The 25,077-nt window shown below is 72.1% G+C and carries 28 protein-coding genes and 2 tRNA genes; 16 read left to right on the plus strand and 14 right to left on the minus strand.

All coding sequences use genetic code 11. The features are described 5' to 3' along the window. Positions 1-372: 372 nt before the first annotated feature. The 5 genes from ACFOWE_RS32515 (at position 373) to ACFOWE_RS32535 (ending at position 5,618) form a co-directional block, all read left to right on the plus strand. A complete protein-coding gene (locus tag ACFOWE_RS32515) occupies positions 373-1,158 on the plus strand; it encodes a prolipoprotein diacylglyceryl transferase (protein ID WP_377294666.1) in 786 nt (261 codons plus the stop codon). A gap of 301 nt (positions 1,159-1,459) precedes the next feature. After that, positions 1,460-1,732: a hypothetical protein gene (locus ACFOWE_RS32520; protein ID WP_377294668.1), complete on the plus strand. Its 273-nt coding sequence runs from the start codon at positions 1,460-1,462 to the stop codon at positions 1,730-1,732. A gap of 268 nt (positions 1,733-2,000) precedes the next feature. Further along, entirely contained in the window at positions 2,001-3,572 is a 1,572-nt protein-coding gene (locus ACFOWE_RS32525) for a radical SAM protein (RefSeq protein WP_377294670.1), read from the plus strand. After that, entirely contained in the window at positions 3,569-3,919 is a 351-nt protein-coding gene (locus ACFOWE_RS32530; protein WP_377294672.1) for a hypothetical protein, read from the plus strand. Before ACFOWE_RS32525 ends, ACFOWE_RS32530 begins: the two co-directional genes overlap by 4 nt. A gap of 517 nt (positions 3,920-4,436) precedes the next feature. After that, complete coding sequence (locus tag ACFOWE_RS32535) at positions 4,437-5,618, plus strand: AAA family ATPase (RefSeq protein ID WP_377294674.1); 1,182 nt, start codon at positions 4,437-4,439, stop codon at positions 5,616-5,618. Between the two features lie 201 nt (positions 5,619-5,819). Here the strand turns inward: ACFOWE_RS32535 and ACFOWE_RS32540 are convergent, their stop codons facing one another. Further along, positions 5,820-6,716 (minus strand): MauE/DoxX family redox-associated membrane protein, encoded by an 897-nt coding sequence (locus ACFOWE_RS32540; protein WP_377294676.1) that lies wholly within the window; start codon positions 6,714-6,716, stop codon positions 5,820-5,822. 5 nt (positions 6,717-6,721) lie between these two features. Next, positions 6,722-7,672 (minus strand): hypothetical protein, encoded by a 951-nt coding sequence (locus tag ACFOWE_RS32545; protein ID WP_377294678.1) that lies wholly within the window; start codon positions 7,670-7,672, stop codon positions 6,722-6,724. A 296-nt stretch (positions 7,673-7,968) separates the two neighbouring features. Between ACFOWE_RS32545 and ACFOWE_RS32550 the strand changes: the two genes are divergently transcribed. Further along, positions 7,969-8,484: a SigE family RNA polymerase sigma factor gene (locus tag ACFOWE_RS32550; protein ID WP_377294680.1), complete on the plus strand. Its 516-nt coding sequence runs from the start codon at positions 7,969-7,971 to the stop codon at positions 8,482-8,484. Between the two features lie 21 nt (positions 8,485-8,505). Here the strand turns inward: ACFOWE_RS32550 and ACFOWE_RS32555 are convergent, their stop codons facing one another. Next, positions 8,506-9,042 (minus strand): MarR family winged helix-turn-helix transcriptional regulator, encoded by a 537-nt coding sequence (locus tag ACFOWE_RS32555; protein WP_377294682.1) that lies wholly within the window; start codon positions 9,040-9,042, stop codon positions 8,506-8,508. Positions 9,043-9,144: 102 nt separating this feature from the next. Here ACFOWE_RS32555 and ACFOWE_RS32560 point away from each other — a divergent pair, with 102 nt between their 5' ends. The 3 genes from ACFOWE_RS32560 to ACFOWE_RS32570 all read left to right on the plus strand — a co-directional run bounded on the left by ACFOWE_RS32560 (position 9,145) and on the right by ACFOWE_RS32570 (position 10,723). Beyond that, a complete protein-coding gene (locus ACFOWE_RS32560) occupies positions 9,145-9,708 on the plus strand; it encodes a YceI family protein (protein ID WP_377294684.1) in 564 nt (187 codons plus the stop codon). 432 nt (positions 9,709-10,140) lie between these two features. Further along, positions 10,141-10,230, plus strand: a tRNA-Ser gene (locus tag ACFOWE_RS32565). 355 nt (positions 10,231-10,585) lie between these two features. Further along, positions 10,586-10,723, plus strand: coding sequence for a hypothetical protein (locus ACFOWE_RS32570; protein WP_377294686.1), 138 nt, complete (start codon positions 10,586-10,588; stop codon positions 10,721-10,723). Between the two features lie 88 nt (positions 10,724-10,811). Here ACFOWE_RS32570 and ACFOWE_RS32575 read toward each other — a convergent pair whose 3' ends face one another. From ACFOWE_RS32575 to ACFOWE_RS32590, 4 genes are all read right to left on the minus strand, one after another. Further along, on the minus strand, positions 10,812-11,357 hold the full coding sequence (locus tag ACFOWE_RS32575) for an SMI1/KNR4 family protein (protein WP_377294688.1): 546 nt from the start codon (positions 11,355-11,357) through the stop codon (positions 10,812-10,814). Between the two features lie 294 nt (positions 11,358-11,651). Beyond that, on the minus strand, positions 11,652-12,092 hold the full coding sequence (locus ACFOWE_RS32580; RefSeq protein ID WP_377294690.1) for a YcxB family protein: 441 nt from the start codon (positions 12,090-12,092) through the stop codon (positions 11,652-11,654). A gap of 180 nt (positions 12,093-12,272) precedes the next feature. Continuing rightward, positions 12,273-13,172, minus strand: coding sequence for an aminoglycoside phosphotransferase family protein (locus ACFOWE_RS32585; RefSeq protein ID WP_377294692.1), 900 nt, complete (start codon positions 13,170-13,172; stop codon positions 12,273-12,275). A gap of 140 nt (positions 13,173-13,312) precedes the next feature. Further along, positions 13,313-13,975: a maltokinase N-terminal cap-like domain-containing protein gene (locus ACFOWE_RS32590; RefSeq protein WP_377294694.1), complete on the minus strand. Its 663-nt coding sequence runs from the start codon at positions 13,973-13,975 to the stop codon at positions 13,313-13,315. Positions 13,976-14,044: 69 nt separating this feature from the next. On the opposite strand from ACFOWE_RS32590, the gene ACFOWE_RS32595 reads away from it, so the two are divergent. Beyond that, positions 14,045-14,266 carry a hypothetical protein gene (locus tag ACFOWE_RS32595; RefSeq protein ID WP_377294696.1) on the plus strand — a complete coding sequence of 74 codons (222 nt, stop codon included), beginning with the start codon at positions 14,045-14,047 and terminating at the stop codon, positions 14,264-14,266. 314 nt (positions 14,267-14,580) lie between these two features. Here the strand turns inward: ACFOWE_RS32595 and ACFOWE_RS32600 are convergent, their stop codons facing one another. The 3 genes from ACFOWE_RS32600 to ACFOWE_RS32610 all read right to left on the minus strand — a co-directional run bounded on the left by ACFOWE_RS32600 (position 14,581) and on the right by ACFOWE_RS32610 (position 17,498). After that, a complete protein-coding gene (locus ACFOWE_RS32600; RefSeq protein ID WP_377294698.1) occupies positions 14,581-15,030 on the minus strand; it encodes a PaaI family thioesterase in 450 nt (149 codons plus the stop codon). Between the two features lie 34 nt (positions 15,031-15,064). Further along, a complete protein-coding gene (locus ACFOWE_RS32605) occupies positions 15,065-16,030 on the minus strand; it encodes a hypothetical protein (protein ID WP_377294700.1) in 966 nt (321 codons plus the stop codon). A gap of 151 nt (positions 16,031-16,181) precedes the next feature. Further along, positions 16,182-17,498 carry an esterase-like activity of phytase family protein gene (locus tag ACFOWE_RS32610; RefSeq protein ID WP_377294702.1) on the minus strand — a complete coding sequence of 439 codons (1,317 nt, stop codon included), beginning with the start codon at positions 17,496-17,498 and terminating at the stop codon, positions 16,182-16,184. Positions 17,499-17,645: 147 nt separating this feature from the next. Here ACFOWE_RS32610 and ACFOWE_RS32615 point away from each other — a divergent pair, with 147 nt between their 5' ends. Genes ACFOWE_RS32615 through ACFOWE_RS32625 form a run of 3 tightly spaced genes read left to right on the plus strand, consistent with a single transcriptional unit; the run spans position 17,646 to position 20,090 of the window. After that, positions 17,646-18,182, plus strand: a complete 537-nt coding sequence (locus ACFOWE_RS32615) for a SigE family RNA polymerase sigma factor (RefSeq protein WP_377294704.1) — start codon at positions 17,646-17,648, stop codon at positions 18,180-18,182. Next, the gene (locus ACFOWE_RS32620; protein WP_377294706.1) at positions 18,179-19,615 is read left to right on the plus strand and encodes a hypothetical protein; all 1,437 of its coding nucleotides are present in this window, start codon (positions 18,179-18,181) and stop codon (positions 19,613-19,615) included. The genes ACFOWE_RS32615 and ACFOWE_RS32620 overlap by 4 nt, the downstream gene beginning before the upstream one ends. A gap of 10 nt (positions 19,616-19,625) precedes the next feature. Next, positions 19,626-20,090, plus strand: coding sequence for a MaoC family dehydratase (locus ACFOWE_RS32625; protein WP_377294708.1), 465 nt, complete (start codon positions 19,626-19,628; stop codon positions 20,088-20,090). A 29-nt stretch (positions 20,091-20,119) separates the two neighbouring features. Here the strand turns inward: ACFOWE_RS32625 and ACFOWE_RS32630 are convergent, their stop codons facing one another. Both ACFOWE_RS32630 and ACFOWE_RS32635 read right to left on the minus strand, forming a co-directional pair. Continuing rightward, positions 20,120-20,755, minus strand: a complete 636-nt coding sequence (locus tag ACFOWE_RS32630) for a response regulator (RefSeq protein WP_377294710.1) — start codon at positions 20,753-20,755, stop codon at positions 20,120-20,122. Next, a complete protein-coding gene (locus ACFOWE_RS32635; protein ID WP_377294712.1) occupies positions 20,752-22,008 on the minus strand; it encodes a sensor histidine kinase in 1,257 nt (418 codons plus the stop codon). The genes ACFOWE_RS32630 and ACFOWE_RS32635 overlap by 4 nt, the downstream gene beginning before the upstream one ends. Before the next feature lie 133 nt (positions 22,009-22,141). Here ACFOWE_RS32635 and ACFOWE_RS32640 point away from each other — a divergent pair, with 133 nt between their 5' ends. Next, positions 22,142-22,717 carry a hypothetical protein gene (locus ACFOWE_RS32640; protein WP_377294714.1) on the plus strand — a complete coding sequence of 192 codons (576 nt, stop codon included), beginning with the start codon at positions 22,142-22,144 and terminating at the stop codon, positions 22,715-22,717. Positions 22,718-22,889: 172 nt separating this feature from the next. Here the strand turns inward: ACFOWE_RS32640 and ACFOWE_RS32645 are convergent, their stop codons facing one another. Next, positions 22,890-23,156: a hypothetical protein gene (locus ACFOWE_RS32645; RefSeq protein WP_377294716.1), complete on the minus strand. Its 267-nt coding sequence runs from the start codon at positions 23,154-23,156 to the stop codon at positions 22,890-22,892. A 133-nt stretch (positions 23,157-23,289) separates the two neighbouring features. On the opposite strand from ACFOWE_RS32645, the gene ACFOWE_RS32650 reads away from it, so the two are divergent. Together ACFOWE_RS32650 and ACFOWE_RS32655 are read left to right on the plus strand one after the other, a co-directional pair. Then, entirely contained in the window at positions 23,290-23,886 is a 597-nt protein-coding gene (locus ACFOWE_RS32650) for a hypothetical protein (RefSeq protein ID WP_377294718.1), read from the plus strand. A gap of 140 nt (positions 23,887-24,026) precedes the next feature. Then, a tRNA-Arg gene (locus tag ACFOWE_RS32655) sits at positions 24,027-24,102 on the plus strand. Positions 24,103-24,272: 170 nt separating this feature from the next. Here ACFOWE_RS32655 and ACFOWE_RS32660 read toward each other — a convergent pair. Beyond that, the coding region (locus ACFOWE_RS32660; protein ID WP_377294720.1) for a helix-turn-helix transcriptional regulator at positions 24,273-25,077 on the minus strand (805 nt) is incomplete at its 5' end.

The raw sequence follows: 25,077 nt of genomic DNA on the forward strand, positions 1-25,077 counted from the left end.
CGGAGAACCTCTCACCTGCTTGCCCCCAGGCCGGACGGACGGACGGGACTTCAGCGTATTCGACCGGTCACCTCGGGTGAGAAACCCCCGCCGCGGACTCGCCCGGCCCGCGTTCTCCCCGGAGATGACGGCGCCTCCTGAGACGGCGCCTCCTGAGACGGCGCCTCCTGAGACGGCGCCTCCTGAGACGGCGCCTCCTGAGGCGGCGCTCCCTGGGACGGTGCTCTCCCTTGGGGTGGCGTTTCCTGGGGCGGCGCTCCCCTCGGACGGCGCTCCCCGGGAGGGCGCCTCCTGAGACGGGGCATCCCGGGGGCGTTGGCGTCCTCCGCCGGGATGATGGCCTGGGCCGGGCCGCGCCTCTACTGTTGCGGCATGGAACCGGTGATCGGGATCGGGGCGTGGGACGTGCCGGTGCACGGCCTCTTCGTCGGCCTGGGCGTGCTGGCCGCCGCCGTGGTCTTCGTCGCCGAGGCCCGCCGCCGGGGCGCGCCGGCGGAGCAGTCGCTGGTCGCGGTCACCGGGGCGCTGGTCGGCGGGGCGATCGGCATGCGGCTGTCCGGCTGGGCGGAGCACCTCGACCCGGATCTCAACCCGACCCTGCTCGAGGCCTGGATGTTCGGCTCCCGGAGCGTTCTGGGGGGCCTCACCGGCGCCTACGTCGGCGTGCTCGTCGCCAAGCGGCTGATCGGCTACCGGGAGCGGACCGGGGACCTGTTCGCCCCGGCCGTCGCGCTCGGCATGGCGGTCGGCCGGATCGGCTGCCATCTCACCGAGGCCCCCGGCCGCCCCACGGACCTGCCGTGGGGGGTGCACGCCCCCGCCGCCACTCCCGCCTGCCCGGGCTGCCTGGCCGGGCAGGCCATGCACCCGTCGTTCCTCTACGAGGTGGCCTTCCAGCTGGCGGCGTTCGCGGCGCTGTGGTGGCTGCGCGGGCGGATCACCCGGCCGGGCGAGCTGTTCACCCTCTACGTCGCGGGCTACGCCGTCTTCCGCTTCCTGGTGGAGTTCACCCGGGCCAACGAGACGGTCTGGCTGGACCTCACCCGCCCGCAGTGGTTCCTCCTCCCGGGCCTGCTGCTGGTCGCTCTCCGGCTCCGGTACGGCTACCGCCGGGGTTTCTACGACGCGCTCGTCCCGAAGAAGGAGGTCCGTACATGAGGCGCACGAGAGGCGGCACGAGAGGCAGAGGACCGCGCACGGAGCGTGCGGACAGGAGGGTGCTCCGGTGACCACACCGCCCCAGGAGCCGCACGGCCGGTCCCAGGACCCGCGCGACCCGTCACAGGATCTGCCGCAGCCTCCGTCGGGGGAGCCGCCGAACGGCCCTCGGGGCCCGCAGGGCCCCTACGGCGGGCCGGTCCCGGGATGGGGTCCCTACGGTGGGCCGGTCCCGGGACGGGGTCCTTACGGTGGGCCGCCGCCCGGATGGGGGCCGAGACCTCCGGAGAGCCGGCCGGGCGTGATCATCGGCCTGGCGTTCGTGGGCTTCCTCGCCTTCGTCGTGATCAACCTGGTGGTCGGGATCGCCGCCGTCTCCACCGAGTCGGCGGCCGGCATCGGGACGGGCGCCGTGTTCCTGGCGCTGATCGCCTTCGGCGGCGGGATCTGGCTGACCCGCAGGCCTGAGCCGTGGGCCAAGGGCCTGGGGATCGGCCTGATGGCCGGCTGGGCGCTGGTCTCCATCGTCAGCGCCGGGTTCTGCACCGGCCTCAACCCGCAGATGTACCAGTGAGCGGGCCGGTGGGCGGACCCGCGGACGAGCGGGGAGGGGACCGGCGGACGCACCCGCAGGCGCCCCCGCGGACGGAGCGCGGGCGCACCGGAGGCCGGATCCCGGCACGCGCCGGAGACCGGGATCGGCCAGGACCGGGCCAGGGCTGACCGGCACCGGCCAGGACCGGGCCAGGACTGACCGGCACCGGCCAGGACCGGGCCAGGATCGACCGGCACCGGCCAGGACCGGGCCAAGACTGACCAGCACCGACCAGGACGGAGCCGAGATGAGCACCGGCATGGGCCTGCGGGGGGACCGCATCCTCCGCTACGTCAACGCTTTCTGCCCGCGCTGCCACGACGAGGACCCCGAGCGCCCGCTCCACGACGTGCCGCGCCTGACGGGATACCTCGCCGTCCGCGACGGCCGCGTCTACCTGGAGCGCGGCTGCCGCGCCCACGGCCTGGTCCGCACGCTCTACGACGAGGACCCGGAGATCCTCGCCTACCTGGAGGAGTGGACCGCCCCCACCAAGGCGCACGTCCCCGACACGCCCGGGAACTTCGACCCGGTCCCCGCGGCCTACCTGCGCGGGCTCCCGGAGACGCAGACCCAGCACACCTGCATCCTGCTGGAGGACATCGCCGAGGCTTGCAACCTGCGCTGCCCCACCTGCTTCGCGGACTCCTCGCCCGACCTGCGCGGCGTGGTCCCGGTCACCGAGGTCCTGGCCAACGTCGACCAGCGCCTGGCCCGGGAGAACGGCCGGCTGGACGTGCTCATGCTGAGCGGCGGCGAGCCCACCCTCCACCCGGAGCTGGGGTTTCTCCTGGCCGAGCTGGTCGCCCGGCCGATCACCCGCATCCTGGTCAACACCAACGGCCTGCTGGTCGCCCGCGACGACGCGCTGCTCGACCTGCTCACCGAGCACCGCGACCGGGTCGAGGTCTACCTGCAGTACGACGGCGTCTCCGCCGAGGCCTCGCGCCACCACCGGGGCGGGGACCTGCGGGCGCTCAAGGCGCAGGCCGTACGGAGGCTCTCGGAGCGCGAGATCTTCATGACGCTGGTCATGACGGCCGCGCTCGGCGTCAACGACACCGAGATCGGCGAGGTGGTACGGCTGGCGCTGGACACCCCCTACGTGGGCGGGGTCGCGCTGCAGCCGCAGTTCGGCTCGGGGCGGTCGGGGGCGATCGACCCGCTGGAGCGGCTCACCCACACCGGGGTGCTCGCCCGCCTCGGCCCGCAGACCGGCGGGCTCGTCACCTGGCGCGACCTGACCGCGCTGCCGTGCTCGCACCCGCACTGCTGCTCGGTCGGCTACATGATCCGTGACGACTCCGGGCGGTGGCGGTCGCTGACCGCGCTGATCGGGCACGACCGGCTCAAGGAGCACCTCGGCCTGGTGGCCAACCGGATCGCCGACCAGGAGATCCCGCGCGAGCTGCGCCTGGCCGTACAGGAGTCGCTGCTCGGGCTGCTGTCGGAGCAGTCGTCGCTCTCGCACCCGCAGATCGGCGACCTGTGGCGGAACATCTGCGAGAACTGCGACCTGGGCGTGTCCACCCTGCTGGCGCTGGCCTCGTCGGCGCTGCCCGGCCGGCGCAGGAGGCTCCGGCGGATGCTCGGCGAGCGCGTGGTCCGCATCACGGTCAAGCCGTTCATGGACATGGCGACGATGCTGGAGGAGCGTCTGGTCCAGTGCTGCGTGCACGTGGGCACCCGCTCCGGCCAGGACCAGTGCGCCCCGTTCTGCGCCGTCCAGGCGTGGCCCGCGCTCTCCCGTCAGCGCCTGTCCGCGGTGGCGGCCACCGGGAGCGGAGCACGGCTCCCGGTGGTGGAGGTCCTCCCGTGACGGCGAGGGGCTCCGGCGTGGACCCCGGAGCGGGTCCCGCGCCCGGTCCCACGTCCGGCCCGGAGGCGGGGACGGGCTCCCGGGCGGGTTTCGCGACGGGCGGTGCGCAGCCGTACGATCCGCTCCGGCTGTGCGTCTACGCGACCGTGGCGCTGCTGGCCTGGCTCGGCGGGGCGTGGGTGGTGCTCGGTTTCGCGCTGCTCGGCTTCACCGGCTACCTGCGGGCGCGCCGGGCCGGGCTGACCCGGAGCAAGTGCCTGCTGCGCGACACCCGCCTGGTGCTCGGCTATCTCGCGCTCATCGCGGCGGCCGCGCTCGTCGTGATCGTGCGCGGGTTCACCGGCTAGGCACGGGCTTCGGGCAGGTCGGGCCGGTCGGGCAGGTCGGGCCGCCGGAGTGTCCGTCCGGAGGCGGTGCCCGCGTGTCCGTCCGGAAGGGCCGCCGGAGTGTGTCCGGAGCCGGTGCTCGCGTGTCCGTCCGGAAGGGCCGCCGGTGCGCCGGGCGGGGAGGGTGCCCCGGTGCGTCCTGATCATCCGCGGGTCCGGGGGATGTCCGGACCGGGAGGCGATCTTGGGGTGGCCTTTTCCCGGGAAGTCTCGTCACTGTGTTCGACGCCGCGCTACAGTCTTGGGCACTGGATCGAACACCGGTTCGGTCGTCGACCGCGGTGCTTCCCGGGATGCGGCCCGGGGCGCCGCCCGTTCGGGCAGGGGGTGCGTCATGGCGATGCCGGCGACGTCCGCCGCGACGCAGGCCGTGTGCGTTCCCGCCCCCCGGTCTCCCGTCCGCCGGCACACGAAACGCCGTAGCACTTTCTACCGGACTCTAGGACGGCCCCTATACCCCGTCATAAAGTCCGATGTCGTGGACCCCGTACGCAACCCCTACGCCCCCGGCGCGGGGCAGCGCCCCCCGGAGCTCGCCGGGCGCGACCGCGAGCTGCAGCAGTTCGAGATCGTGCTGGAGCGGGTGGCCCGCGGCCGTCCCGAGCGCAGCATGGTCGTCACCGGGCTGCGGGGGGTCGGCAAGACCGTCCTGCTCAACACCTTCAAATCGATGGCCATGCAGCGGCTATGGGGCACCGGCAAGATCGAGGCCCGGCCCGACCGGTCGATCCGCCGCCCGGTGGCCGCCGCCCTGCACATGGCCGTGCGCGAGCTGGCCCCCCGGCACCGGGCGCCCGAGCGCATCGAGGACTTCCTCGGGGTGCTCAAGGCGTTCGCCATGCGCGACGCGTCCGCCGCCAAGGGGACCTCGCACTGGTCGCCCGCGATCGACGTGCCCGCCGCGCGCGGCCGCGCCGACTCCGGCGATCTGGAGATCGACCTCACCGAGCTGTTCGTCGACGCCGCCGCGGTCGCGACGGACCTCGGCGTCGGCATCGCCCTGTTCATCGACGAGATGCAGGACGTCCAGGTCCAGGACATCTCGGCGCTCTGCGCGGCCTGCCACGAGCTCTCCCAGAGCGGCGGGCCGCTGATCGTGGTCGGCGCGGGGCTGCCGCACCTGCCCAGCGTGCTGTCGGCCAGCAAGAGCTACTCCGAGCGGCTGTTCCGCTACGCCCGGATCGACCGGCTCGACCGGGAGGCGGCCGACCTGGCGCTGATCGCCCCGGCGCAGAGCGAGGGCGTGGAGTTCACCCAGGAGGCTCTGGACGCGCTCTACGAGGCGGCCGAGGGCTACCCCTACTTCGTCCAGGCGTACGGCAAGGTCGCCTGGGACCTGGCGCTGCGCAGCCCGATCACCGCCGAGGACGTCCGGGTCTCGGCGCCGGAGGCCGAGGAGGAGCTCGCGGTCGGCTTCTTCGGCAGCCGCTACGAGCGGGCCACCCCCGCCGAGCGCGACTACATGCACGCCATCGCCTCCATCGGGGAGGAGCCGGTGGCCACGGCGGAGGTCGCCGAGATCCTCGGCCGCAAGCCGTCCAGCCTCTCCCCGGCTCGCGACAGCCTCATCAAGAAGGGTCTGATCTACAGCGCCGAGCGCGGGCTGATCGCGTTCACCGTCCCGCACTTCGGCAAGTTCCTGCGCTCCCAGCCGGTCTGAGCCCGTGCTGTTCTGAGCCCGTGCTGTTCCGGGCCCGTGCCGGTCTGAGTCGGCGCCGGTCCGAGCCGTGCTGTTCCGGGCCCGCCTGCCCGTCAGCGTCGGCCCGGTCGTCGCCCGGGGCCCGGACCCGTTCGGCGGGCCGACGGGGCGCTACCTCTCTATTAGGCTGTCTAACTTATGGGGTAGACGGCCGTATAGAGATCAATGCTCGTGCGCGGCGAGGACCTGGAAGCCTCCGCTGTCCTCCGGGGAGCCGGTCTCCACCGCGCTCCCGGTCGTGACCGGCTCGCCGTCCGGCCGGACCAGCGCCACCCGTACGGCGGGCTTGCGGCCGTTCAGATAGACCGCGAAGACCACCTCCACCGGCTCGCCCTCCGGATCCCTGCCGGGAAAGGCGAAGAACCGCCAGCAGAGCTCCCGCCAGCTGTCGACCGGCTCGGTCTGCGACAGCCACATCCGGTGCGAGCGCCAGGCCGTGCTGGAGCGGAGCCGGGCGGCGGCCACCGCGGGGTCCACGGAGCGCTCCTCGCACGGCGCGCGGTGCCGGAACCGGGCGGCGGTCTCCTCGATCTCCGGCGAGAGCGCGGCGACCAGCAGCAGTCCCACGGCCGTCGCCAGGACCTCGGTCCGCGAGATCCCGGCCAGCACCGACCAGCCGGACGCCGGCATGGTCCACGCGGCCCCGGCGGCCATGGCCGTCAGCACCACGGTCCGGGCGAACGAGCGCACGCCCACCGGGGCGGAGCTGACCTCGCCGAAGCAGCCGCAGCCCACGTCGGGACGGCGGCGGCGCAGCTCCCACAGGACATAGGTGGAGACCGAGAAGAACATCACCGTGCCCCACCGGAAGAGCGGATGGCCGGTGACGGCCAGGCCGCCGGCCAGGACGGCCTCTCCGCCCGCGCAGCAGAGCATCACGGGGGCGCGCCACCGTTCGGGCACCAGCACCGCCGGGCCCATCCCGCTCATCCCGCCCGGCTCCGTGCCGTGCCGGACGGTCCTGATCTTGGCCACCGTGCCGAGGGCGAGCAGCACGACCAGCACCGGGATCTGGGCGGCGGCGATCGTCTGCCCCATCTGCGTCATCTCCGTCGTCACCTGCGTCACCCCAACGTGATCCGGGCGTTGAAACAGCCCTTGGTCAGTTCTCCGCCCAGCTCCACGAAGGAGGCCGGGGACAGCTCGGCGATCCGGCCGCGCGGCGAGGTGCCGCACTCCAGGCACCGGTCGCAGAAGCGGCCGGCGAGGCAGCCGCACGCCACGATCGGCACGACCGAGGCGCGCCCCGCGCACACGTTGCGCACGTCGAGCGCCGAGCCCACCGCCAGGTACGGCAGGCGCGCGCACGACCCGCTCACCTCGTCGCAGCCGGTGTCGGAGGACTCCAGCATCGGATAGGCGGCCCCCCGTTCGCCGAAGTCGAAACCGTCGGACCAGACCGCCGTGCCCGAGACGTGCGCCTGGGCGCCGCCGTAGGCCAGGGGAGGCTCGGGCACGGCCGTCCACCGGTAGGGCGGCTGGGAGGTCGCGGGCAGCCGGGCGTGGGCCACACCGCCCTCGACGACGCCGATGGCGTCGAACAGGTAGCCGGGTTCGAGCTTCGGATGCCGGACCTGGAGCCTGCCCGAGACGGCGTAGGGGATGACGACGGTCCGCGGGCCCCGGTGCGGCCCGCAGTAGAGCTCGAGCGTGCGGTCCCGCCGGCCGTCGCCGAGTTTCTGGATCACGCCGGTGATCCGGGTGGCGTCCGCCCAGATCCGGTCGGCGACCTTGCCCGCCTTGAGCGTCCGGACGATCACGTTGGCGCCCCGCGGCAGGTCGGCCGGGGCCAGGGCGTCACCGCGCCAGGCGGTCGCCCAGGGGGCGATGACGAGCCGCTCCTCCTCACCCTCCGGCGTCTCGAGGATGATCAGGTGAGGGCTGGCGTCCAGGACCGTCCCGGTGACGGCGTGCAGCGGCTCACCCTCACCCGGGACCGGGCCGGGGGTGCGGAGGGGCCGGCCAAGCGCGGCCGCGGCCAGCATGCGGCGGCGGTCGACGCTCCGCTGGGGCATCGTGGGTTCTCCTGTTCTCGCGGGACGTTCCCTCAGCGTCACATGTCTGCGAAACATCCTGATGACGATTCCTCGGATAATTCCGACAGCTATCCGACCAGGTATCAGGATTCCCCTCCCTGGTGGAACGCCTGCCACCCATCTGCGGGCAAACCGGTGCCTAGTGCGTCGCGGGCACTCCGTGGGGCAGTTAGGACGATCTTTACGACCGACGGGACGAAATCTGGATTCCGGTTCAGCCGTATCGAGAGGTCCGGCTGCGATTCTGACCACGAAAGGCCCTCGACCACAGGCGGGTGATCGCGGTGACCAGCGGAACCCACGACGAGTTCCGGGAGTATGTCGTTGCTCGCGGAGCGGCGTTGCTGCGCGCCGCCAGGCAGGTCACCGGCGACCCGAACGACGCCGAGGACCTGCTCCAGACGGCGCTGACGAAGACGTACCTCGCCTGGGAGCGGATCGAGGACCGGGCCGCCCTGGACGGCTACGTGCGCCGGGCGATGGTCAACATCAACATCTCCTGGTGGCGGCGGCGCAGGCTGGAGGAGTACCCCTCCGAGGAGCTTCCCGAGCCGGTGCCGCCGGGCGCCCGGCCGCACCTGCCGGAGCAGGTGGAACGGGCCCTGGAAGGGCTGCCCGCGAGGATGCGGGCCGCGATCGTGCTGCGCTACTGCGAGGACATGACCGAGCAGGAGGTCGCGAACGTCCTGGGCGTCAGCGTCGGCACGGTCAAGAGCACGGTCTCCCGGGGGATGGCCAAGCTCCGCGGCGCCCTCGCCGCGGCGGACCGGCGGCTCGAGGCGCAGGCATGAGCCGGTCCTGAGCGCCCCGGCTCATCCGGCGTCCGAGGGCGTGTCCGGGCTCCGGTGAGCTCCGGCATCGGCTCGGATCTCCGGTGCGGGACCGGGCTGGACGCCCGCCGTGGCGCACGGCCGTACGGCGTCGCGGACGGTCCGCAGGGCGTCCAGGAAGGCCGCGAGCCGGTCGGGGCTGAGCAGCCCGGTGAGCCAGGTCTCGATGTCCGCCAGATGCTGCGGGAGCACGCCGGCGAGCCGGTCGATCCCCGCCTCGGTGATCACCGCGTACGACGTCCGGCGGTCGGTGGCGCACGCCTGCCGCGTCACGAGGCGCTCGCGCTCCAGCCGGTCCACGACCCTGGTCACCCCGCTGGTGGACAGACTGGTCTGCGCGGCCAGGTCGCTCATGCGGAGCCGCCGGCCGGGTGAGCGGGCCAGCCGGATCAGGGTCTCGAAGTCGATCTCCGAGAGTCCCGCGGCGGCGAGGGTCGGGTGGGTCTTGGCCGACAGGCCGGTGAAGACCTCGGCGAGGAGGCCCATCGCGGTCAGCCGCGGGTCGTCGAAGGGGAGCACGTTCACACTGTATCCGACGATAGTTGACGTGAGGAATATTCCTCAGGTAGAAATATGTTGACGCAAACGTCCACTCAGCAAATATCCCCTCGGGAGAACATCATGGCCACGCGCACCTGGGAGAACCTCCAGATCCCCGCCCCCGGCACCTACAACCTCGACGTCGCCCACACCCACATCGGCTTCGTCGTCAAGCACATGATGGTGAGCAAGGTCCGCGGCAGCTTCGGGGAGTTCTCCGGCTCCGTCACGGTCGCCGAGAACCCGCTGGAGTCCTCCGCCGAGCTCACGATCAAGACCGGCAGCATCGACACCGGCGTGGCCGACCGTGACGGCCACCTGCGCGGCGACGACTTCCTCGCCGTCGAGAAGTTCCCCGAGCTGACCTTCCGCAGTACCCGCGTCGTCGGCCACTCCGGTGACGAGTTCACCGTCGCGGGCGACCTCACCATCCGCGACGTCACCAAGCCGGTCGAGCTCACCGTCGAGTACGGCGGCGCCGGCACCAACCCGTGGGGCCAGGAGGTCTGGGGCTTCACCATCACCACCGAGATCGACCGTGAGGAGTTCGGTCTCACCTGGAACCAGGCCCTGGAGACCGGCGGCGTGCTCGTCGGCAAGAAGGTCAAGATCGAGATCGAGGGCGAGGCCAACCCTGCCGCCTGATCGCCATGACCGGAACCTGCCGGTGCATGGAGGGCTCTCTTCCCGGGTATGGGAGGGGAGCCCTCTTCTCTGTGACCACTAGGTGAGACTATGCATCTCGCCTTGCGAGAATCCACAGACTCACCCCGCCTCCCACCTGGTTATCCACGGTTCTGTCCACAGCTGTGGACGAAGTTATCCACAACCAGTGGACAACTTGCCCGCACTCGCGAGAGGTTCGCCGGGCAGCCGGGGAGCGGGCACCCGGTCGGGGACGGTGGGCCGGGGACGAGGACGCCGGGAAACCGAGGGGTTGCCGAGGGCGGTGCTCCCCCGGAAGCGGCGGCCGGCACGGTGCTGGCGGCACGCCGGTGCCGGGCGGCGACGCGCAGGACAATCGCTTTGCCGCCTTGCCCGATCGCCGGTACTCTGTGCTGAGCCACACGGCTACCAGGAGGCTTCGCCTAGTCAGGTCTATGGCGCCGCACTGCTAATGCGGTTTGGGTTTACCGCCCATCCGGGGTTCAAATCCCCGAGCCTCCGCAGGTCAGAGGCCCTCTTCCCCGGTCGGGGAGGAGGGCCTTTTTGATCTCCAGAGGGCTCCGGGCTGCAGTTCGGGTTGCAATCGCGCCTCGTCCGTCACCCCATCAGGCCGGTTCCTTCGAAGCGCGGAGCAGGATGCCCACAGGTTCCAGGGGCTGCAGCGGCGCCTCAGGCGCTTCCTAGCCGGTCGGCCACGGTGAAGTCCGCTCCGCACTCTGTGCAGGGTGCGTCGCCGGAAAGGTAGGTCAGCGCGGCGGCAACGTCGTGGTGATCATCGGCCAGGGCGGTGTCGCACAGGCGGCGGCCGCTCACCGGCCATCCGCGGCAGATCCGCGATCTCGACCGCGTACGTCGTGTGGACATCGCCGACCTCGTGTCGCTGGTCTGCTCCTGGCATGATCGCGCCTGCCAGGAGCAGGGCTTCCAACCGCTGGTCCTTGTCACCGCCGGCGGCGACCTCCACCAACCGGGGCAGGGCGGCGAAGCCGGCTGAGTAGACGGTGCCTTGGTGGCACAGCGCCGACCACAGCTCATCCCACCATTCGGGCACTCGAATCCGTCCCGATCTGGTCCGGTTGCGGTCACCTTCCCTCTGCCAGCCGCTGCCATGCCGGCTCCCATGGCCGCATTTCACCATCTTCGTCGGCGTCTTCCTCGTACCAGCCTGTTTCCGAGAGCCAGGTCTCCAGCCAATCGGCCAGGCTCTCCGCGTCGATGTGCCACGCGCGGTGCCAGCCGCCGCTGATCCCGTTCGGCTCGAAGAGCAGTACGGTTCCCTGAGGGCTGCGGCAGTCCACGGCGGCGTACATGCCGCACCCCCAGTCCAGGATGGGCAGCACGTCCGCCGGCCAGTGCGCGTCATCGCCGGGCTTCGAACCGTTCCGCTCCTCCTGGTAGTCGCTCACGGCGGTACGTCCTTCACCCGATAGCGGCAGGAGCCGGTAGTCGGGGCCGAAGCCGCCGTTGGCCACCTCGCGGTAGAGCCGCACGAGCACGTCCGGAAGCCGGAAGCCCAAGATGCGCTCCGCCTGTGCCGCCTCCTCCGCCGTCGCGGGGGGAGGTAGGTACTCCATGGTCGCGCTCGCCTTGGCGGACACCCGCCGAAGGAGATCATCGATGCCTGTCACGGCGATGATCCTGCCATCGGCTCACGGCAGAGAGGTCGTACCGCTGCGGCCGCTCTCCTGGCTTGGGGAGACCGGGACCTGGTGATTCCTCGTCCCTTGATCGATCATGTGCCGGCACGGCGGCCCGGCTGGGACCTGCCCGTGTTCGAGGGGATCGGGTACGCAGCCCCGGCGGCGGTTCCGGACGCTACGTCAGGGCGGTCACCGCGCGGCTCACGGAACACCGCGTACCCGGAAGGCCGGACTGCATCCGCTGAGCGAGCTACTCAGGAGGGGAGAAGGAGACGACGGAGATCAAGCGGCCCTCGTGTGCTCCCGGGCGGCCAGGAAGCCGTCGAACTCGGCCTGTTGCTCGGTGCTGAAGGCGCGCCGGGGGAGGAAGCCCGTGAACTGCTTGTTCACGAAGAACAGCCAGAACTCGGGTCCGGCCACGATCCGCCCGAACAGCGACCATCGCATCGTGGTGGTGGACTGGTCGGTCCGGGCCTCGTATCCGTCGTCGGTCATCCGGAGGATGGTCGGCACGCAGAGGTAGGTGAGTTGCCGCCTGCCGGTACGCCGGAGCGACCAGGTCACCAGGAGCGGGGAGACGACCGCTGCCACGAGCAGGACAGTGCCCATGTACGGGGCGTCGACCAGGATGCAGACGAGCCCTGACGCGATCAGGATCGACGACGACACCAGGTAATGAATCTTGAGTTGCTGTCTGGCGCCCTGTCCGAGCGCTCGCGCCACTTCGTCGGGAGTGGGTTCGTATGTGACTGTGAAGTCCGCCATGCCGCCTTCGTCCGTGTGGCGATACATCATCCAGGGCTCTGCACGACCTCACAACGCCGTGTCTTCACGGAGCCACATGTGATCACCACGGCCCTCCTGGAAACCACCGGCTCGGTCCCCGGCACGACGCGGCACGCCTCAGCCTTCGCCGAGCACCGTCCGGATCACGTGCCGGGCGTTGCGCGCCATCGCCGGGTTCGTCCTCCGGTAGTACGGCAGTGCGATCAGCGCCTGCGAGAGCGCCCGCCCCCGGCCGCGGATCCAGGTCGCGTCGTCCACGGCCAGCGTCTCGCGGAAGACCTCCCTCGCGTCGGCCGGCAGCAGGTTCCACGCCGGGAACAGGTCGCACGCCGGATCGCCCACCCCCAGGCACCCGAAATCGATCACCGAGGTCAACCTGCCGCCGGCCACCAGCAGGTTGCCCGGCATGAGATCGGCATGCAGCCACACCGGCGGGCCGTCCCAGTCCGGGACCCGCAGCGACTCCTCCCACGCGGCGACGGCGGCATCGCAGTCGACGGCCTCCTGCGGGATCCCGCGCAGTTCCTCGATCGCAGCCCGGGTCCGCGCGTCGAGCGAGGCGATCGGCCCGCCGCGGTAGGCCTGCGGCGCCCCGGGCAGGGCGATGCTGCGCATCGCCGCCACGAATCCGGCCAGATCACCGGCGAGCAGGACGGGTTCGCTCAGCGCTCCCGCCTCGGGGTTCTCACCCGCGAGCCACCGGTACACCGACCACGGCCACGGGTAGCCGTCGGCGGGCCGCCCGGCTCCGAGCACCTCGGGAATGGGCGCGGGCAGGTGGGGCGCGAGCCGGGGCAGCCACGTCCGTTCCGTCACCACGTCGTCAGCCCCGCCCTCCACCAGCGGAAGCCGCACGACCATGTCGTCGCCCAGCCGGTACATGGCGTTGACCGTGCCGCCGGACGGGAACCGCTCCACCACCAGTCCCGCCCACTGCGGGAACTGCCCGGCGACCAGTCGCCGTACGAGGTCGTCGTCGATGGGGTACGTGCCGGGATGCATCCGTCCTGCGCTCATGGCATGTCATCCGACCGCCGGGAGCCGACGGGCGTCAAACGTTTTCCCGGCGGGCGCCGCCTTCGCCGTACGATCCAGGCGTCGGAGCCGGTGCGCAGGACGGTGATCTAGGCGTCGGGGCCGGTGCGCAGGACGGTGATCTAGGCGTCGGGGCCGGTGCGCAGGACGGCGAACAGCCCCCGCGCTCGGGTGCCGTCCGGCGCGTCCCAGGAGCCGGCGACGTGGCCGGCCGCATCCGGCGGAAGGAGCGGCGCGGCGTCCGGGGCGGGGCGCAGGGCCCGGTGCACACGGAGGGCGGCACCGTGCGGTGCGGTCAGCTCGGTGCCCTCGTGGTCGTCGGCGGCGGTGGTGAAGTCCGTGGGGGCGGGGCAGCCACCTGTGCAGGAGCGGGTGATCTCCCGGTCGGGGGTGTCGCTGGTGTTCTGGTCCTGGGCCTCGGCCCGGCCCTCGATGAGGGCCAGCAGCTGGGCGACCAGCACCGGGTCGTGGCAGCCGTCGTAGGCCCAGCGCCGTCCCAGCACCCCGTGCTCCATGGTGCCGACGAGGGCGTGCTCCGCCCCGTCGAGCGGGGCGCCGCGATAGGTGAGCGGAACCAGATAGCTGGTCGGGTGAGCGCCGGAGACGTCGGTGACCACCATGAACTCGATCCCGACCTCGCCCTCCGGGTCGTCCAGCCGGAAGCCGCCGGCCTTGGCCAGTTCGGGTCCGTCCGCGCCGCCGAGGTACCACGGCCGGGAGGGCAGCCAGGAGGTGAGCAGTTCCAGCTTGGTCGGCTTGAGGGCGGTGTGGTGGATGACGGCCATGGAGGATCCTCTCCGCCGGGTGGAATCGATCTTCGCATCCTGCCATCCGCCGGGGCGGTCGCGGCCGGCATGGCCTACGGCCCCGAACGCGGGCTGGAGATCGCCGACGCGCTCCGGGGGGAGCGCGCCCTGCGGGGCTACGCGCACCTGCCCGCGGTCCGCGGGGATCTGCTGGCCGGGCTCGGGCGGGCCGGGGAGGCGGCCGCGGAGTTCCGGTGCGCGGCCGAGTTGACCGGGGACGAACGCGAGCGCGGCCTGTTCCTGGAGCATGCCGCCGCGCTGTCGGCGTGACACCGGCCGCGTCCGCCGCACCCGGCGGCCCACCGTGGGCGGCGTCCCGGCCGTCCATCCGGCCGTCCATCCGGCCGTCCATCCGGCCGCCCATACGGGCTGCACGGCTCGACGGGCGGCGTGAACACCGTCCACCGGGCGACCTTCGTGCAGGGGGCGAGGACTTCCACCACATCCTGACCTGGAGGCCGCGCTCCCTCCGGGACGAGCACCGCCCGCTGCCGCGCGAGGTCACCACGGCCTTCAAGGACCCGGACGGGCGGCGGTCGTGACCCGGAGCGGCCGGAGCGGATGCCCGCCGGTCCGGCCCGGACTCAGGGCGCGTCCCGTGTGATCGCCCTGATCAGCGCGGTCGCCGTCGCGACGGCGACGGGCTTGCCGTTGGGGGCGACGAGTTCGCCGGCCAGGAAGCAGACCTCGCTGCCGCGCTGCACGACCCGTCCCCGCCCGACGAGCCGTCCCGGCCGGGCAGGACGGAGGAACTGGACGTGCAGGTCGAGGGTCGGTGCGAACCGGCCGTCCGGCAGGGTCGCGGCGAGCGCCGGCCCGAGGGTGTCGTCGAGCATCGCGGCGAGGAAACCGCCCTGAATCGCTCCCGCCGGGTTCAGGAAGCGCTCGTCCGCGGAGAAGGCCACCTCGATGGTGCCCTGCTCGGGATCCACCGCGATCAGCTCCCAGCCCAGCGTCACCGCGGCGGGCGGCGGAGCGATCCGCCCGGCCTGCACGTCCCAGAACAATCCCTGCCGCTGTTCGTCCAAGGTCATGAAGGAGACTCTACGGCTCCCCGGCCGGCGCGGTTCACGCGCCGCCGAGGTCCTTGAAGGTCGAGGTGACCTGGCGGAGCAGCGGACCGTGCTCCTCTCCCTTGGTCTCCAGTGTCCAGGCGAGGACCTGGTGGAAGTCCTGCGCGCCCTTCACGAAGGTCACCCAGTAGACGATCTTGACGCCCTGGGTGGAGGCGTGCAGCTCGTACTGGAGGGCCTCGGCGCCGTTGACGGTGAGCGTCTGAGGCTGGCCGAGGACAGGATTGTCCAGCTTCGTCTGCATCTGATCGGTGATGAGCTTGGCGTAGCCGTCCAGGCCGAAGGTGAAGTCGGCCTGGGACTCGCTGATCACCATCAGATACTGCTCTTTTTTCGCGTTGCCCTGCTGGACCGTGGCGTCGTCCAGCAGCGTCAAGCCGGTCCAGTCGGCGGGAACGGTGATCTCGCTCTTGCCGTCGGTGGCCTTGACGAGCCGGCCGTCGAGCGGGGCCGCCGTCTCCGTGGGCTGCCCGGTGGGATCGGCCGAGGCCGGTGTGGAGGCCGGGGCCGTGGGGGCGCCGGACCTCGTGCCCGAGGCGGTCCTGGTGTCCTCGGCGTCCTCGGGGAGCAGGACGAGCACCACCGCTAGGGCGACGACGACCGCGGTGGCCACACCCACGATCCAGGGCCAGATCGGCTTGCTCCTGGACGGTCCGGGCGGCTGGGGATACCAGCCGCCGCCCGGGGCCGTCTGCTGGGCCTGCGGGTTGTACGGCTGGCCGTAGGAGGGCTGCTGGGTCTGGCCGTACGGCGGCTGCGGTTGCCCGTAGGAGGGCTGCTGGGTCTGGCCGTACGGCGGCTGCGGTTGCCCGTAGGAGGGCTGCTGGGTCTGGCCGTACGGCGGCTGCGACTGGCCCTGCGAGCCGTACGAGGGCTGCTGCCAGGAACCGGCGGGAGGCTGACCGGCCCCGGCAGAGGGCGGCTGGCCTTGCGGGTCTTGGGAAGATGGTGGAGGCCACATGAGCGTCAGCGTTCCCTTTGTCAGTTTCTGGAGCTTCCCTTGAGAATAAGCGTCCTATGGCATCGGGATGGTCGCGTTAACGGCACAACCGCCTGACGTCGCGGCAGCCTCCGCCGGCGGCCCCGGAGGGAGCCGCCGGCGGGCCGGACGCTCAGCGGTGGACGCGCGGATCCGCCTGGAGCGGACGCGACAGCCGTACGGTGATGAACTCGTTGTCGTCGGGCTTGCCCGGGGTGCGGCCCGCGGAGAACGGGAAGTTGTTGTCGTCCAGGATCCCCAGGGTCCGGTCGTCGAGGATCACGACGTCCTCGATCGTCTGGAACGGGAACCGGAAGGTCTCCCCGAGCCCGCCCAGGCGGCGCGGGTTGGCCAGGTCGAGCAGGTCCGCGACGAGGGTCTTGCCGAGGTCCTTCCTGCGCAGGTCGACCAGATAGATCTTCTTGGTCCTCGCCGCGTCACCCTGGAGGTTGTCCCGTTCGATGACCAGGAACCGGTGCCGGTCCACCGCGATCATGTCGCCGATCGCGTTCTCGGCGTCGTCCAGCGTGTAGGTCCAGCGCCTGCCGGTGTAGGCCCGCCGGCGCAGGTCGAACTCGTTGATCCGCAGGGTCCCGGCCGGGTCGCCGGAGACGGTGCCCTCCAGCATCGGGTAGAGCGTACGGCCGTCGACCGAGCGGGCCATGCCCTCGAAGCCCTTGCTCCGGCCCAGGTTGGGCTCGGCGCCCTCCAGGGACGGGTTCTCCGGGGCCTTCACGTCCGGCAGCGGGACCGGCGCCTCCAGCAGCCTGCCGGAGGGCGAGACGTGCAGCAGGAACGGGCCGAACTCGTCACCGATCCAGTAGGTGCCGTCGGCGGCCCGCACGATCGACTCCACGTCGAAGTCGGCGCCCGTCAGCTTCCGGTCCGCCCGGGTCAGCGGCCAGGTCACGTGGCCGTCCGGGTCGCTCAGGCCGAACCCGCCCAGCACCCGGACCGCGCCCCGGCGGAAGTCCGGCTTGATCCGGTGCACGCGGAGCAGGAAGTCGGCGCTGTTGGCCTTGTTGCCGTAGCCGTTGTCGGACAGCACGTCGAAGGTGCCGTCGCCCCGGCGCACGATGCCGCTGAAACCCTGCACCGGCTGCCCGGTGAACGGCGGGGTGACGCCGTTGACCGGCGCCGTGCCGAGCTGCGCACCGGACGGTTCGCTGCCCGGCACGAACGTCAGCGCGGGCAGCGAGGCGAAACCGGTCAGCGTGGCCCTGCCGAAGTCACCGCGCCCGCCGAAGTCACCGCGCCCGCCGAAGTCACCGCGCCCGCCGAAGTCACCGCGCCCGCCGGGACCGCCGGGATCGTGCGCCGCCGTGCCGGCACCGGGGTCGGCCGCGGCGGTGGTGGCCGCCGGGACGGTGAGGGCGAGGGAGAGCACGGCGGCACCGAGCACGGTGGTGGTGCGCCGCCTCAGGGCGGGAGCGGCAGAAGTCCGTTTCATGGCCGGAACGGTAGGAGCCGAGGATGAAGCGCCGAGTAACGGCGGATGTCCATCCGCAAGCCGTACCCGAATCCCGTGCGAAGGAGTGTCCGCGGCGGGCGGGATCCGCCGTGCAACAGAACGGGACCCGCGCACGTCCCTGGTTGCGTGGAGTTCGCAGATTTCGTCGCCGCACGGGGAAGTGCGCTGTACCGGTACGGCTACGTCCTCACCGGCAACGCCGAGGACGCGGCCGACCTGACGCAGGAGGCGCTGATGCGTCTGGGCGACGCCTGGCCGCGGGTGCGCAGGCGGGACGACCCGGAGGGGTACGTGCGCATCACCATGGCGCGCCTGCACGTCAGCGCCTGGCGGCGGCTGCGCCGGGAGCGGCTGGTCGCACAGGTGCCCGAGACGGCCTACACCGACGGCGGTCTCGATGGTGACGAGGGTCTGTGGAACGAGGTGAAGGCCCTGCCGCCCAAACAGCGGGCGGTCCTGGTCCTGCGCTACTACGAGGACCTCCCGGACGAGGAGATCGCCGATCTGCTCGGCATCTCGCGGGGCACGGTGCGCAGCCAGGCCGCCCGCGCGCTCGACAAGCTCAGGGTGCGCAGGGCGAATCCGGGGGCGGCGCGGGTCCGGGCCGGGGGCACGGACGGGGCGGAGTCGGCGAACGACATGGGGACGGGGCGGGTTCGATGAGCGACAGGAGCGAGGCGGACCTCGTCCGCGTTCTGGCCGGCGCGGCGGGGAACGCGCCCGAACCGGCGGGAGACCTGCTGGAGGTGGTCCGGCGGCGCCGCGCGCGGCGCGCGCGCAGGCGCACCGGGGCGGTCCTGGCGGCGGCCGCGGTGATCGCGGTGGTCGCCGGCGGCACGGCGGTGGCGAGGGGGGTCTTCTCCCACAGGGGCGGAGAAGGCCCGGCCCTCGTCGACGCCACGGTGACGGCCTCCCCGGGGAGGCCGACGCCTTCCCCCCGCGCCTCCGGACCCGCAGCTCCGCTGGAGGTACGGCCCGCCGCGGAGGTCTGGCCGGCGGCGGTGTCGACGATCCCGGCCAAGGCGCCGGACGGCTGGAGGTACCGTCCGGTCACCGCGCTGAGCGCCACGGAACTGCTGCTGGCGGCCGAGTCGTCGTTCGAGAAGGCGGGCCGGCTGGAGGTCTACGACACCGCGGGCGGGAGCCGCAGGGTGCTGGCCGACATGCCCGGCCCGCCCGGGGCGAAGGGCTACTTCCCGCAGCGCGTGGAGGCCGGGGCTGAGAACATCGTGTGGTACGGCACGAACCCCTCCGGCGGCGCAGCGTGGGCCGACTTCTGGGTCGTGCCCCGGTCGGGCGGTACGGCGCGGCGGATCGGCGAGGTCACCGGCGCCCCGGCCGAGGTGGACGGGATCGGGGTCACCGCCGACTCCGTCGTCTGGTCGGTGCGCGCGGGCGGGGTCTACCGCATGCCGCTGGCGGGCGGCGCCCCGGAGCGGATCGAGGGCGCCGACGGGCTGCACCTGCTGTCCTGGCCGTGGGCCGCCGACGTCGGCGAACGGGACTTCCAGAAGGCGCAGGGCAAGCTGGTGAACCTGGAGACGGGGCAGGTCACCGAAGTGAAGGCGGCGGAGGGGACGACCACGTTCCGCTGCGGCCCGCAATGGTGCTTCGGCGAAGGGGACGGCACGGGCGCGAAGGCCTTCGCGGAGCGGGTGGACGGCTCGCGGCGCAGCGTCCTGCCCGGCCTGAGCGCCCTGGGCGGGCGCCTCCTGCTCGCCCGGGACTTCGGGATGTTCCACGTCTCCGGCGTGGTGGGCCGGGACGAGCGGGGGGAGGAGATCGAGGACCGGACCGCCCCGGTGGCCGCGCTGTACGACCCGGCCGCCGGGACCCTGGCCGGGATCGGGAACGGCGACGGGCAGGGGGGCGGCGGCTACGGGTGGGGGACCTCCTCCTCGCCCAGCGCGATCGTCTACTGGGACGCGGACGTCAAGAACGTGGAGCGGTGCAGGACGGCGGACGGGAAGGCGGTTCCCAGGCCCTCGGGCACGGCGGGGCGGACCGACGAGAGCGTCATATGCGAGGCGATCCCGCAGGGGGGAGGGAAGGAACTCACGGTCGTGAACCTTCTCGCGGTCCCGAAAACCGAATAAAGTTCCAAACATGAGGATCTTCTCGAACATCCAGGAGCTCAAGGCCGCCGTCGGCGAGCACCTCGGCCACACCGAGTGGCGGACCGTGACCCAGGAACAGGTCGACCTGTTCGCCGACGCCACCGGCGACCACCAGTGGATCCACGTCGACACCGAGGCCGCGGCCAAGGGCCCGTTCGGCGGGACCATCGCCCACGGTTACCTGAGCCTGTCACTGCTGCCGTCGTTCATGATGGAGCTGTTCCGGGTGGACGGCCTGGCCATGGGCATCAACTACGGGCTCGACAAGGTCCGCTTCCCCCGGCCGGTCCCGGTCGGCGCGCGGGTGCGGTGCGGCGCCGAGCTCGTCGACCTCAAGGGCACGCCCTCGGGTTACCTGTCGAAGATGAAGATGACGGTCGAGGTCGAGGGCGAGGGCAAGCCCGCCTGCGTCGCGGAGACGCTCTCCCTCTACGTGCCGGCCGAGAACGCCTGAGCCGCCGCGGAGACACCCGGGGCGGTGGTTCAGGACTCCGCGGAGAGCTCCTGGGCGAGGATCGCGGCCTGGACGCGGCTGCGGAGACCCAGCTTGTTCAGCACCCGGCTGACGTGGGTCTTCGTGGTCGCCTCCGCCATGTCCAGCTCACGGGAGATCTCCGCGTTCGACATCCCCCGCCCGATGCACGCCAGGACCTCGCGCTCGCGCGGGGTCAGGCTCTCCACCGCCCGGACGTCCCGCGGCGGGGGCGACGAGCGGAACGCCGAGATCAGCCGCCGGGTGACCGAGGGCGAGATGAGGCCGTCCCCCCGGGCCACCACCCGGACCGCCTCGACCAGCGCGTCGGCGTCGGTGTTCTTCAGCAGGAACCCGGCCGCCCCCGCCCGCAGCGCCCCGAAGACGTACTCGTCGAGGTCGAAGGTGGTCAGGATCAGCACGTCGGTGACCCCGCTCAGCTCGCGGGTGGCGGAGATCCCGTCCATCTTCGGCATCCGGACGTCCATCAGCACCACGTCCGGCCGGGTCTCCGACGCCATCACCACGGCCTGCTCGCCGTCCGCGGCTTCGCCGACGACCTCGATGTCGTCGTGGCCGCCGAGGACGAGGACGATCCCGGCGCGCACCGCCGCGTGGTCGTCGGCGACCAGGACTCGGATGGTCACGGCTTCTCCTTCCCGGACGGGGACACGGCGGGCTTGGACGGGAGCACGAGACCGAACGGGAGCACGGGACCGGACGGGGACACGGGACCGGACGGGGACACGGCGGGCAGGCGCGTGGGCGCGGGATGCGCGGCCTCGGTCGGGAGCACGGCGTGCACCCGCCAGCCGCCCGCGTGCGGCCCGGCCTCGACCCGGCCGCCGACGAGCGCGGCGCGCTCCCGCATGCCGATGAGGCCCGCGCCCGCGCCGGGCAGGCCCGGACCGGTCTCCTCGACGGGGTTGTCCACGGTCAGCACGACCTCACCGGGCCGGTAGACGATCACTGCCTCGGCCGTCCTGCCGCCGTGCTTGAGCGCGTTGGTCAGCGACTCCTGGACGATCCGGTAGCCGGCGAGATCCACCGCGGCGGGCAGCTCCCGGGCATCGCCCTCGACGCTGAGCCGTACCTCCAGACCCGACTCGCCTGCCCGCTCCGCCAGCCGGTCGGCCTCGGCCAGCCGGAGCCGGGTCGCCTCGACCTCCTCGTCCTCCTGCCGGAGCAGCCCGATCATGGCACGCATCTCGGCCATGCCATGGACGCTGTTCTCCCGGACGGACTGCAGCACCTGCCGCACGACCTCGCCGTCCAGGTCCCTGCGGGAGAGCACGGCCGTGGACTGGATGGCGATCGCGCTGAAGTGGTTGGCGATCACGTCGTGCAGCTCCCGGGCCATCCGGGCCCGCTCGGCCTGCACCGCGGTCTTCCGGTCCAGCTCCGCCAGGCGCGCGACCTGCTCGGCCCTGACCCGCTCGGCCGCCGCCTGCTCCCTGTGCTGCCTGATGATCATCGCGGTGATGACGGGAGTGGTCCCGACGAGACCCGCCTGGACCAGCGCGACGGCGAAGAGGGCCAGGTCCCGGGCGATGAACCCGGCCACCGCGCCGCCGACGACGGCGATGACCGAGGTGATGCCGAGCATCGGCCGTCCCAGCGAGCGCGGGCCGTACAGGACCGCCGCGTAGAGGTTGTCGGTGATGACCAGCACGGTGCCGAGGGACGGGCCCATGGCGAAGTCCGCGACGAACGCCACGACTCCGAGCCCGAGCGCGAGCAGCGGGCGGGTCCGCCGTACGGCGACGCCCGCGCAGGTGACCAGGAGAGGTCCGGCGAACAGGTACGCGGGCGCCCCGCGGTGCACGTAGGCCTCCGCGGCGAGCAGGATGAGGCCGACGGCGAAACAGAGCGCGGCTGCCAGCGCGTCGTCCCGTCTCATGCCCCCTATCCCATCACCCCGGAGCGGCGGCTCCGTCCGGATCCGGTACGGACCGGCCGTACACACAAGGATGTAGACGGAATCGTCAGCGGTGACGACGCCCCCAGCGGACGGGCCGGGTGATCCTGGGAACATGGTTCTAGCAGTGATCATCGCCTGTGAGATCGGCTTCTGGGTCCTCCTCGCCCTGGGGCTGGCCTCCCGCTACCTGTGGGGCAGGAGGCGGCTGAGCACGGCCCTGCTCCTGTGCGTGCCGCTGCTCGACGTGATCCTGCTGGCCGCCGCCGTGATCGACATGCGCGGCGGGGCGCAGGCGGGCTGGCAGCACGGCCTGGCCGCGGCCTACCTCGCATACTCCGTCGTCTTCGGCCACCGGACCCTCAAATGGGCCGACGCGAAGTTCGCCCACCGCTTCGCCGGCGGGCCGCAGCCGCCGCGGCCCCCTGCGGGCGGCATGGCCCGGACCCGCTACGAGTGGGCCTTCTGGTTCCGGATCGTCGTCGCTTACGGCATCACCTGCGCCGTGCTGTACGGGCTGATCCTGATGGTGGACGAGCCCTCCCGGACGGCGGCGCTGAGCGAGTTCATGACCGGAGCGTCGAGGGTGCCGCTGATCGCCCTGATATGGCCGGTGAGCTACACGCTCTTCCCGAAGAAGGCCGCGGACGGCTCCGGGCGCGAGAGGCAGGACGCCGGTTTCCGGGCGTGAGAGGCAGGACGCCGGTTTCCGGGCGTGAGAGGCAGGACGCCGGTTTCCGGGTGTGAGCCCCGGGACGCCGGCCCGCTACCCGCCGCGGGCCGGCGTCCCGCTGTCCCCAGGGTTTCCACCGGGTGCGCGGCCTCCTGATCCTCGCGATCGCTCCGGCGCGGGCGCCCATGGCTCACTGCCCCCGGGTGTACGCCAGGATCGCGAAGACCAGGCCGGCCAGGGAGACCAGCGCGGCGAGCGAGGGGAGCGGCCAGCGGGCCCGCTCCAGCGCCCGGATGCGCGCCTCGTGGTCGTCGACGTCCTCGACGACGGAGACCACCTTCGCGTCGATGTGGTCGAGCTTGGCCGTCTGGCGGTGGACCTTCCCGCCGACAGTCTTGAGCTCCTCGTAGAGCTCGCGGACTCCGATCATCATCGGACCAAGGGGATCGACTCGCATTGGTACTCCTTGGGACAGGTCGGGACAGTTACAATGAATTATCTGTCTTTAGTTGGCCTCTGTTACCGGTTTTCTCTGTATTGTTTCCTTTGACCTGCCATTACCTGCCACGTATAAAGAAGGCGTGTCCTTGATGAACAAGCGTGAGACGCCACGCGAGCGTCTGGCGCGGCTGATGACCGAGCGGCGTGACGAGCTCGGTCTCTACTGGAACGACGTGGCGGAGCGGGCCGGGCTCACGAAGGAAGGGCTGCGGACGGTCCGGGGCGGCCTCGGCACGATGCGCCCGCCCACCAAGCGCGGCATCGAGACGGCGCTCCAGTGGGTCCGGGGCAGCGTGGACCGGATTCTCGAGGGCGGGGAGCCCGTCCCGCTGGAGGCGGGCACGGCCGCGGCCCCGGTGCTCCCACCGGCTCCGCCGGCTCCTCCCGCCGCCGTGACCGGAGGCGGGACACCCGGTGCGTACGGGGCGGACGCGGGAGTGCTCCGAGCACACCTCGACGTCCTCCGCGAAGCCGCTCGCCGGACCGGGCGGACCCTCGGCGACATGCTCGTCGAGGGCGGGCACGCCTCCCCGGCGGACCTGGTGCTCACGCCCCGCCGTACCGATCCCGTGGCCGAGGAGCTCGAGGCCGACCCGGACCTTCCCGACGAGGTGAAGCAGCGGATCCTGGAGGGCTACCGAGCCCTGCGCCAGGAGATCGCCGCCTCCCTGCGCAGACCGGACTGACGCGCGGATCCCGCGGTCCGGGATGCGGAGCCTCCCTTCGGGCCGGGTGCCACCAGGGTGATCAATATTGGCTCAAGCACCCACATGGGGTCTGGTAGAGTTCTCTCTGTCGCCGGTCACCATGGTGAGCGGGACGGCAAGCGGCCGTAGCTCAATGGATAGAGCATCTGACTACGGATCAGAAGGTTAGGGGTTCGAGTCCTCTCGGCCGCGCCACCCGAAGAAGGCCCTTGAACAGGCATTACGCCGTTCAGGGCCTTCTTGCTTTATAGATCGTCTCGGCTCGTTGCTAACACCCTTGCTGACACGGTGGCTCCCGGGTGGCTCCCGCTGCTCGCCCATCGCCTTGGCGAAGACGTCGGCGGCCGAGGCTTCCGCCGCCCGGATCACGCGGGCGTGGACCCGGAGCGTGATGGACGGATCGTAGAGCGCGGTGACGGCGGCCGGCCGTCCCCGTTCTCCTCGAGCAGTTCCCGGGTACGGCGCAGCAGAGCCTCCCGGACCTCGTCCGGGGAGAGGACCCGTAACGGGGTGCCCAGGCCGAGGAGGTACTGGGCGAGTTGCTCGGCGTCGTTGGCGCCGATTTCGACGATGGTGGCATCGGGCCCGTCCGGGTGATGGGTGCCGATCGTCGGTGGGACCAGCCGCAGGGCCTGGTCCACGGGGTGCGGGAGCCGGACTCTCCCATAGACGGGGTACACGACGCTCGCGATGCCTCGGGAGACGAGGAGGGCAGGGTCGGGCGGGTCGACGAGTTCGACCGGCTGTCCGGTCGGCTGCACCTGCACCACCCGGTCGGCCCGGAACGTCCGCCACTGGTCCCGGGCCACGTCCCGGGCGACGAAATACCAGCGCAGGCCCGTGCGCACCAGGCGGTAGGGGTCGACGTCCCGGACACTGGCCCTGCCCGAATGGTCGCGGTACGACAGACGGGCGCGCTCGCCACGGCGGCAGGCGGCGGCCAGTTCCAGCAGCATGCCGGGGGAGATCTGGCGGCCTTCGGGCCTGGGAGTGTGGACGAAGGTGGCGTCCATCTCGCCCAGCCGGTCGGCGATCCGGGCCGGTAGGACCGCCCGTAGTTTCAACAGCGCCGACAGCGCGGCCTGGTCGCTGCCGAGGACGCCGCTGAGCGCGGCCTCGCGCAGCGCGACGGCCACGGCGAGCGCCTCCTCGTCGTCGAGGATCAGCGGG

It is taken from the genome of Planomonospora corallina, from assembly GCF_042650625.1.
In the GTDB taxonomy this organism is placed as follows: domain Bacteria; phylum Actinomycetota; class Actinomycetes; order Streptosporangiales; family Streptosporangiaceae; genus Planomonospora_B; species Planomonospora_B corallina.

Coding starts and splice junctions, on each gene's coding strand:
- ACFOWE_RS32515 (WP_377294666.1), top strand. CDS start 373: ATGGAACCGGTGATCGGGATCGGGGCGTGGGACGTGCCGGTGCACGGC.
- ACFOWE_RS32525 (WP_377294670.1), top strand. CDS start 2,001: ATGAGCACCGGCATGGGCCTGCGGGGGGACCGCATCCTCCGCTACGTC.
- ACFOWE_RS32545 (WP_377294678.1), bottom strand. CDS start 7,672: ATGCCCCAGCGGAGCGTCGACCGCCGCCGCATGCTGGCCGCGGCCGCG.
- ACFOWE_RS32560 (WP_377294684.1), top strand. CDS start 9,145: ATGGCCACGCGCACCTGGGAGAACCTCCAGATCCCCGCCCCCGGCACC.
- ACFOWE_RS32585 (WP_377294692.1), bottom strand. CDS start 13,172: ATGAGCGCAGGACGGATGCATCCCGGCACGTACCCCATCGACGACGAC.
- ACFOWE_RS32590 (WP_377294694.1), bottom strand. CDS start 13,975: ATGGCCGTCATCCACCACACCGCCCTCAAGCCGACCAAGCTGGAACTG.
- ACFOWE_RS32595 (WP_377294696.1), top strand. CDS start 14,045: ATGGCCTACGGCCCCGAACGCGGGCTGGAGATCGCCGACGCGCTCCGG.
- ACFOWE_RS32600 (WP_377294698.1), bottom strand. CDS start 15,030: ATGACCTTGGACGAACAGCGGCAGGGATTGTTCTGGGACGTGCAGGCC.
- ACFOWE_RS32605 (WP_377294700.1), bottom strand. CDS start 16,030: ATGTGGCCTCCACCATCTTCCCAAGACCCGCAAGGCCAGCCGCCCTCT.
- ACFOWE_RS32610 (WP_377294702.1), bottom strand. CDS start 17,498: ATGAAACGGACTTCTGCCGCTCCCGCCCTGAGGCGGCGCACCACCACC.
- ACFOWE_RS32620 (WP_377294706.1), top strand. CDS start 18,179: ATGAGCGACAGGAGCGAGGCGGACCTCGTCCGCGTTCTGGCCGGCGCG.
- ACFOWE_RS32625 (WP_377294708.1), top strand. CDS start 19,626: ATGAGGATCTTCTCGAACATCCAGGAGCTCAAGGCCGCCGTCGGCGAG.
- ACFOWE_RS32635 (WP_377294712.1), bottom strand. CDS start 22,008: ATGAGACGGGACGACGCGCTGGCAGCCGCGCTCTGTTTCGCCGTCGGC.
- ACFOWE_RS32640 (WP_377294714.1), top strand. CDS start 22,142: ATGGTTCTAGCAGTGATCATCGCCTGTGAGATCGGCTTCTGGGTCCTC.
- ACFOWE_RS32645 (WP_377294716.1), bottom strand. CDS start 23,156: ATGCGAGTCGATCCCCTTGGTCCGATGATGATCGGAGTCCGCGAGCTC.
- ACFOWE_RS32650 (WP_377294718.1), top strand. CDS start 23,290: ATGAACAAGCGTGAGACGCCACGCGAGCGTCTGGCGCGGCTGATGACC.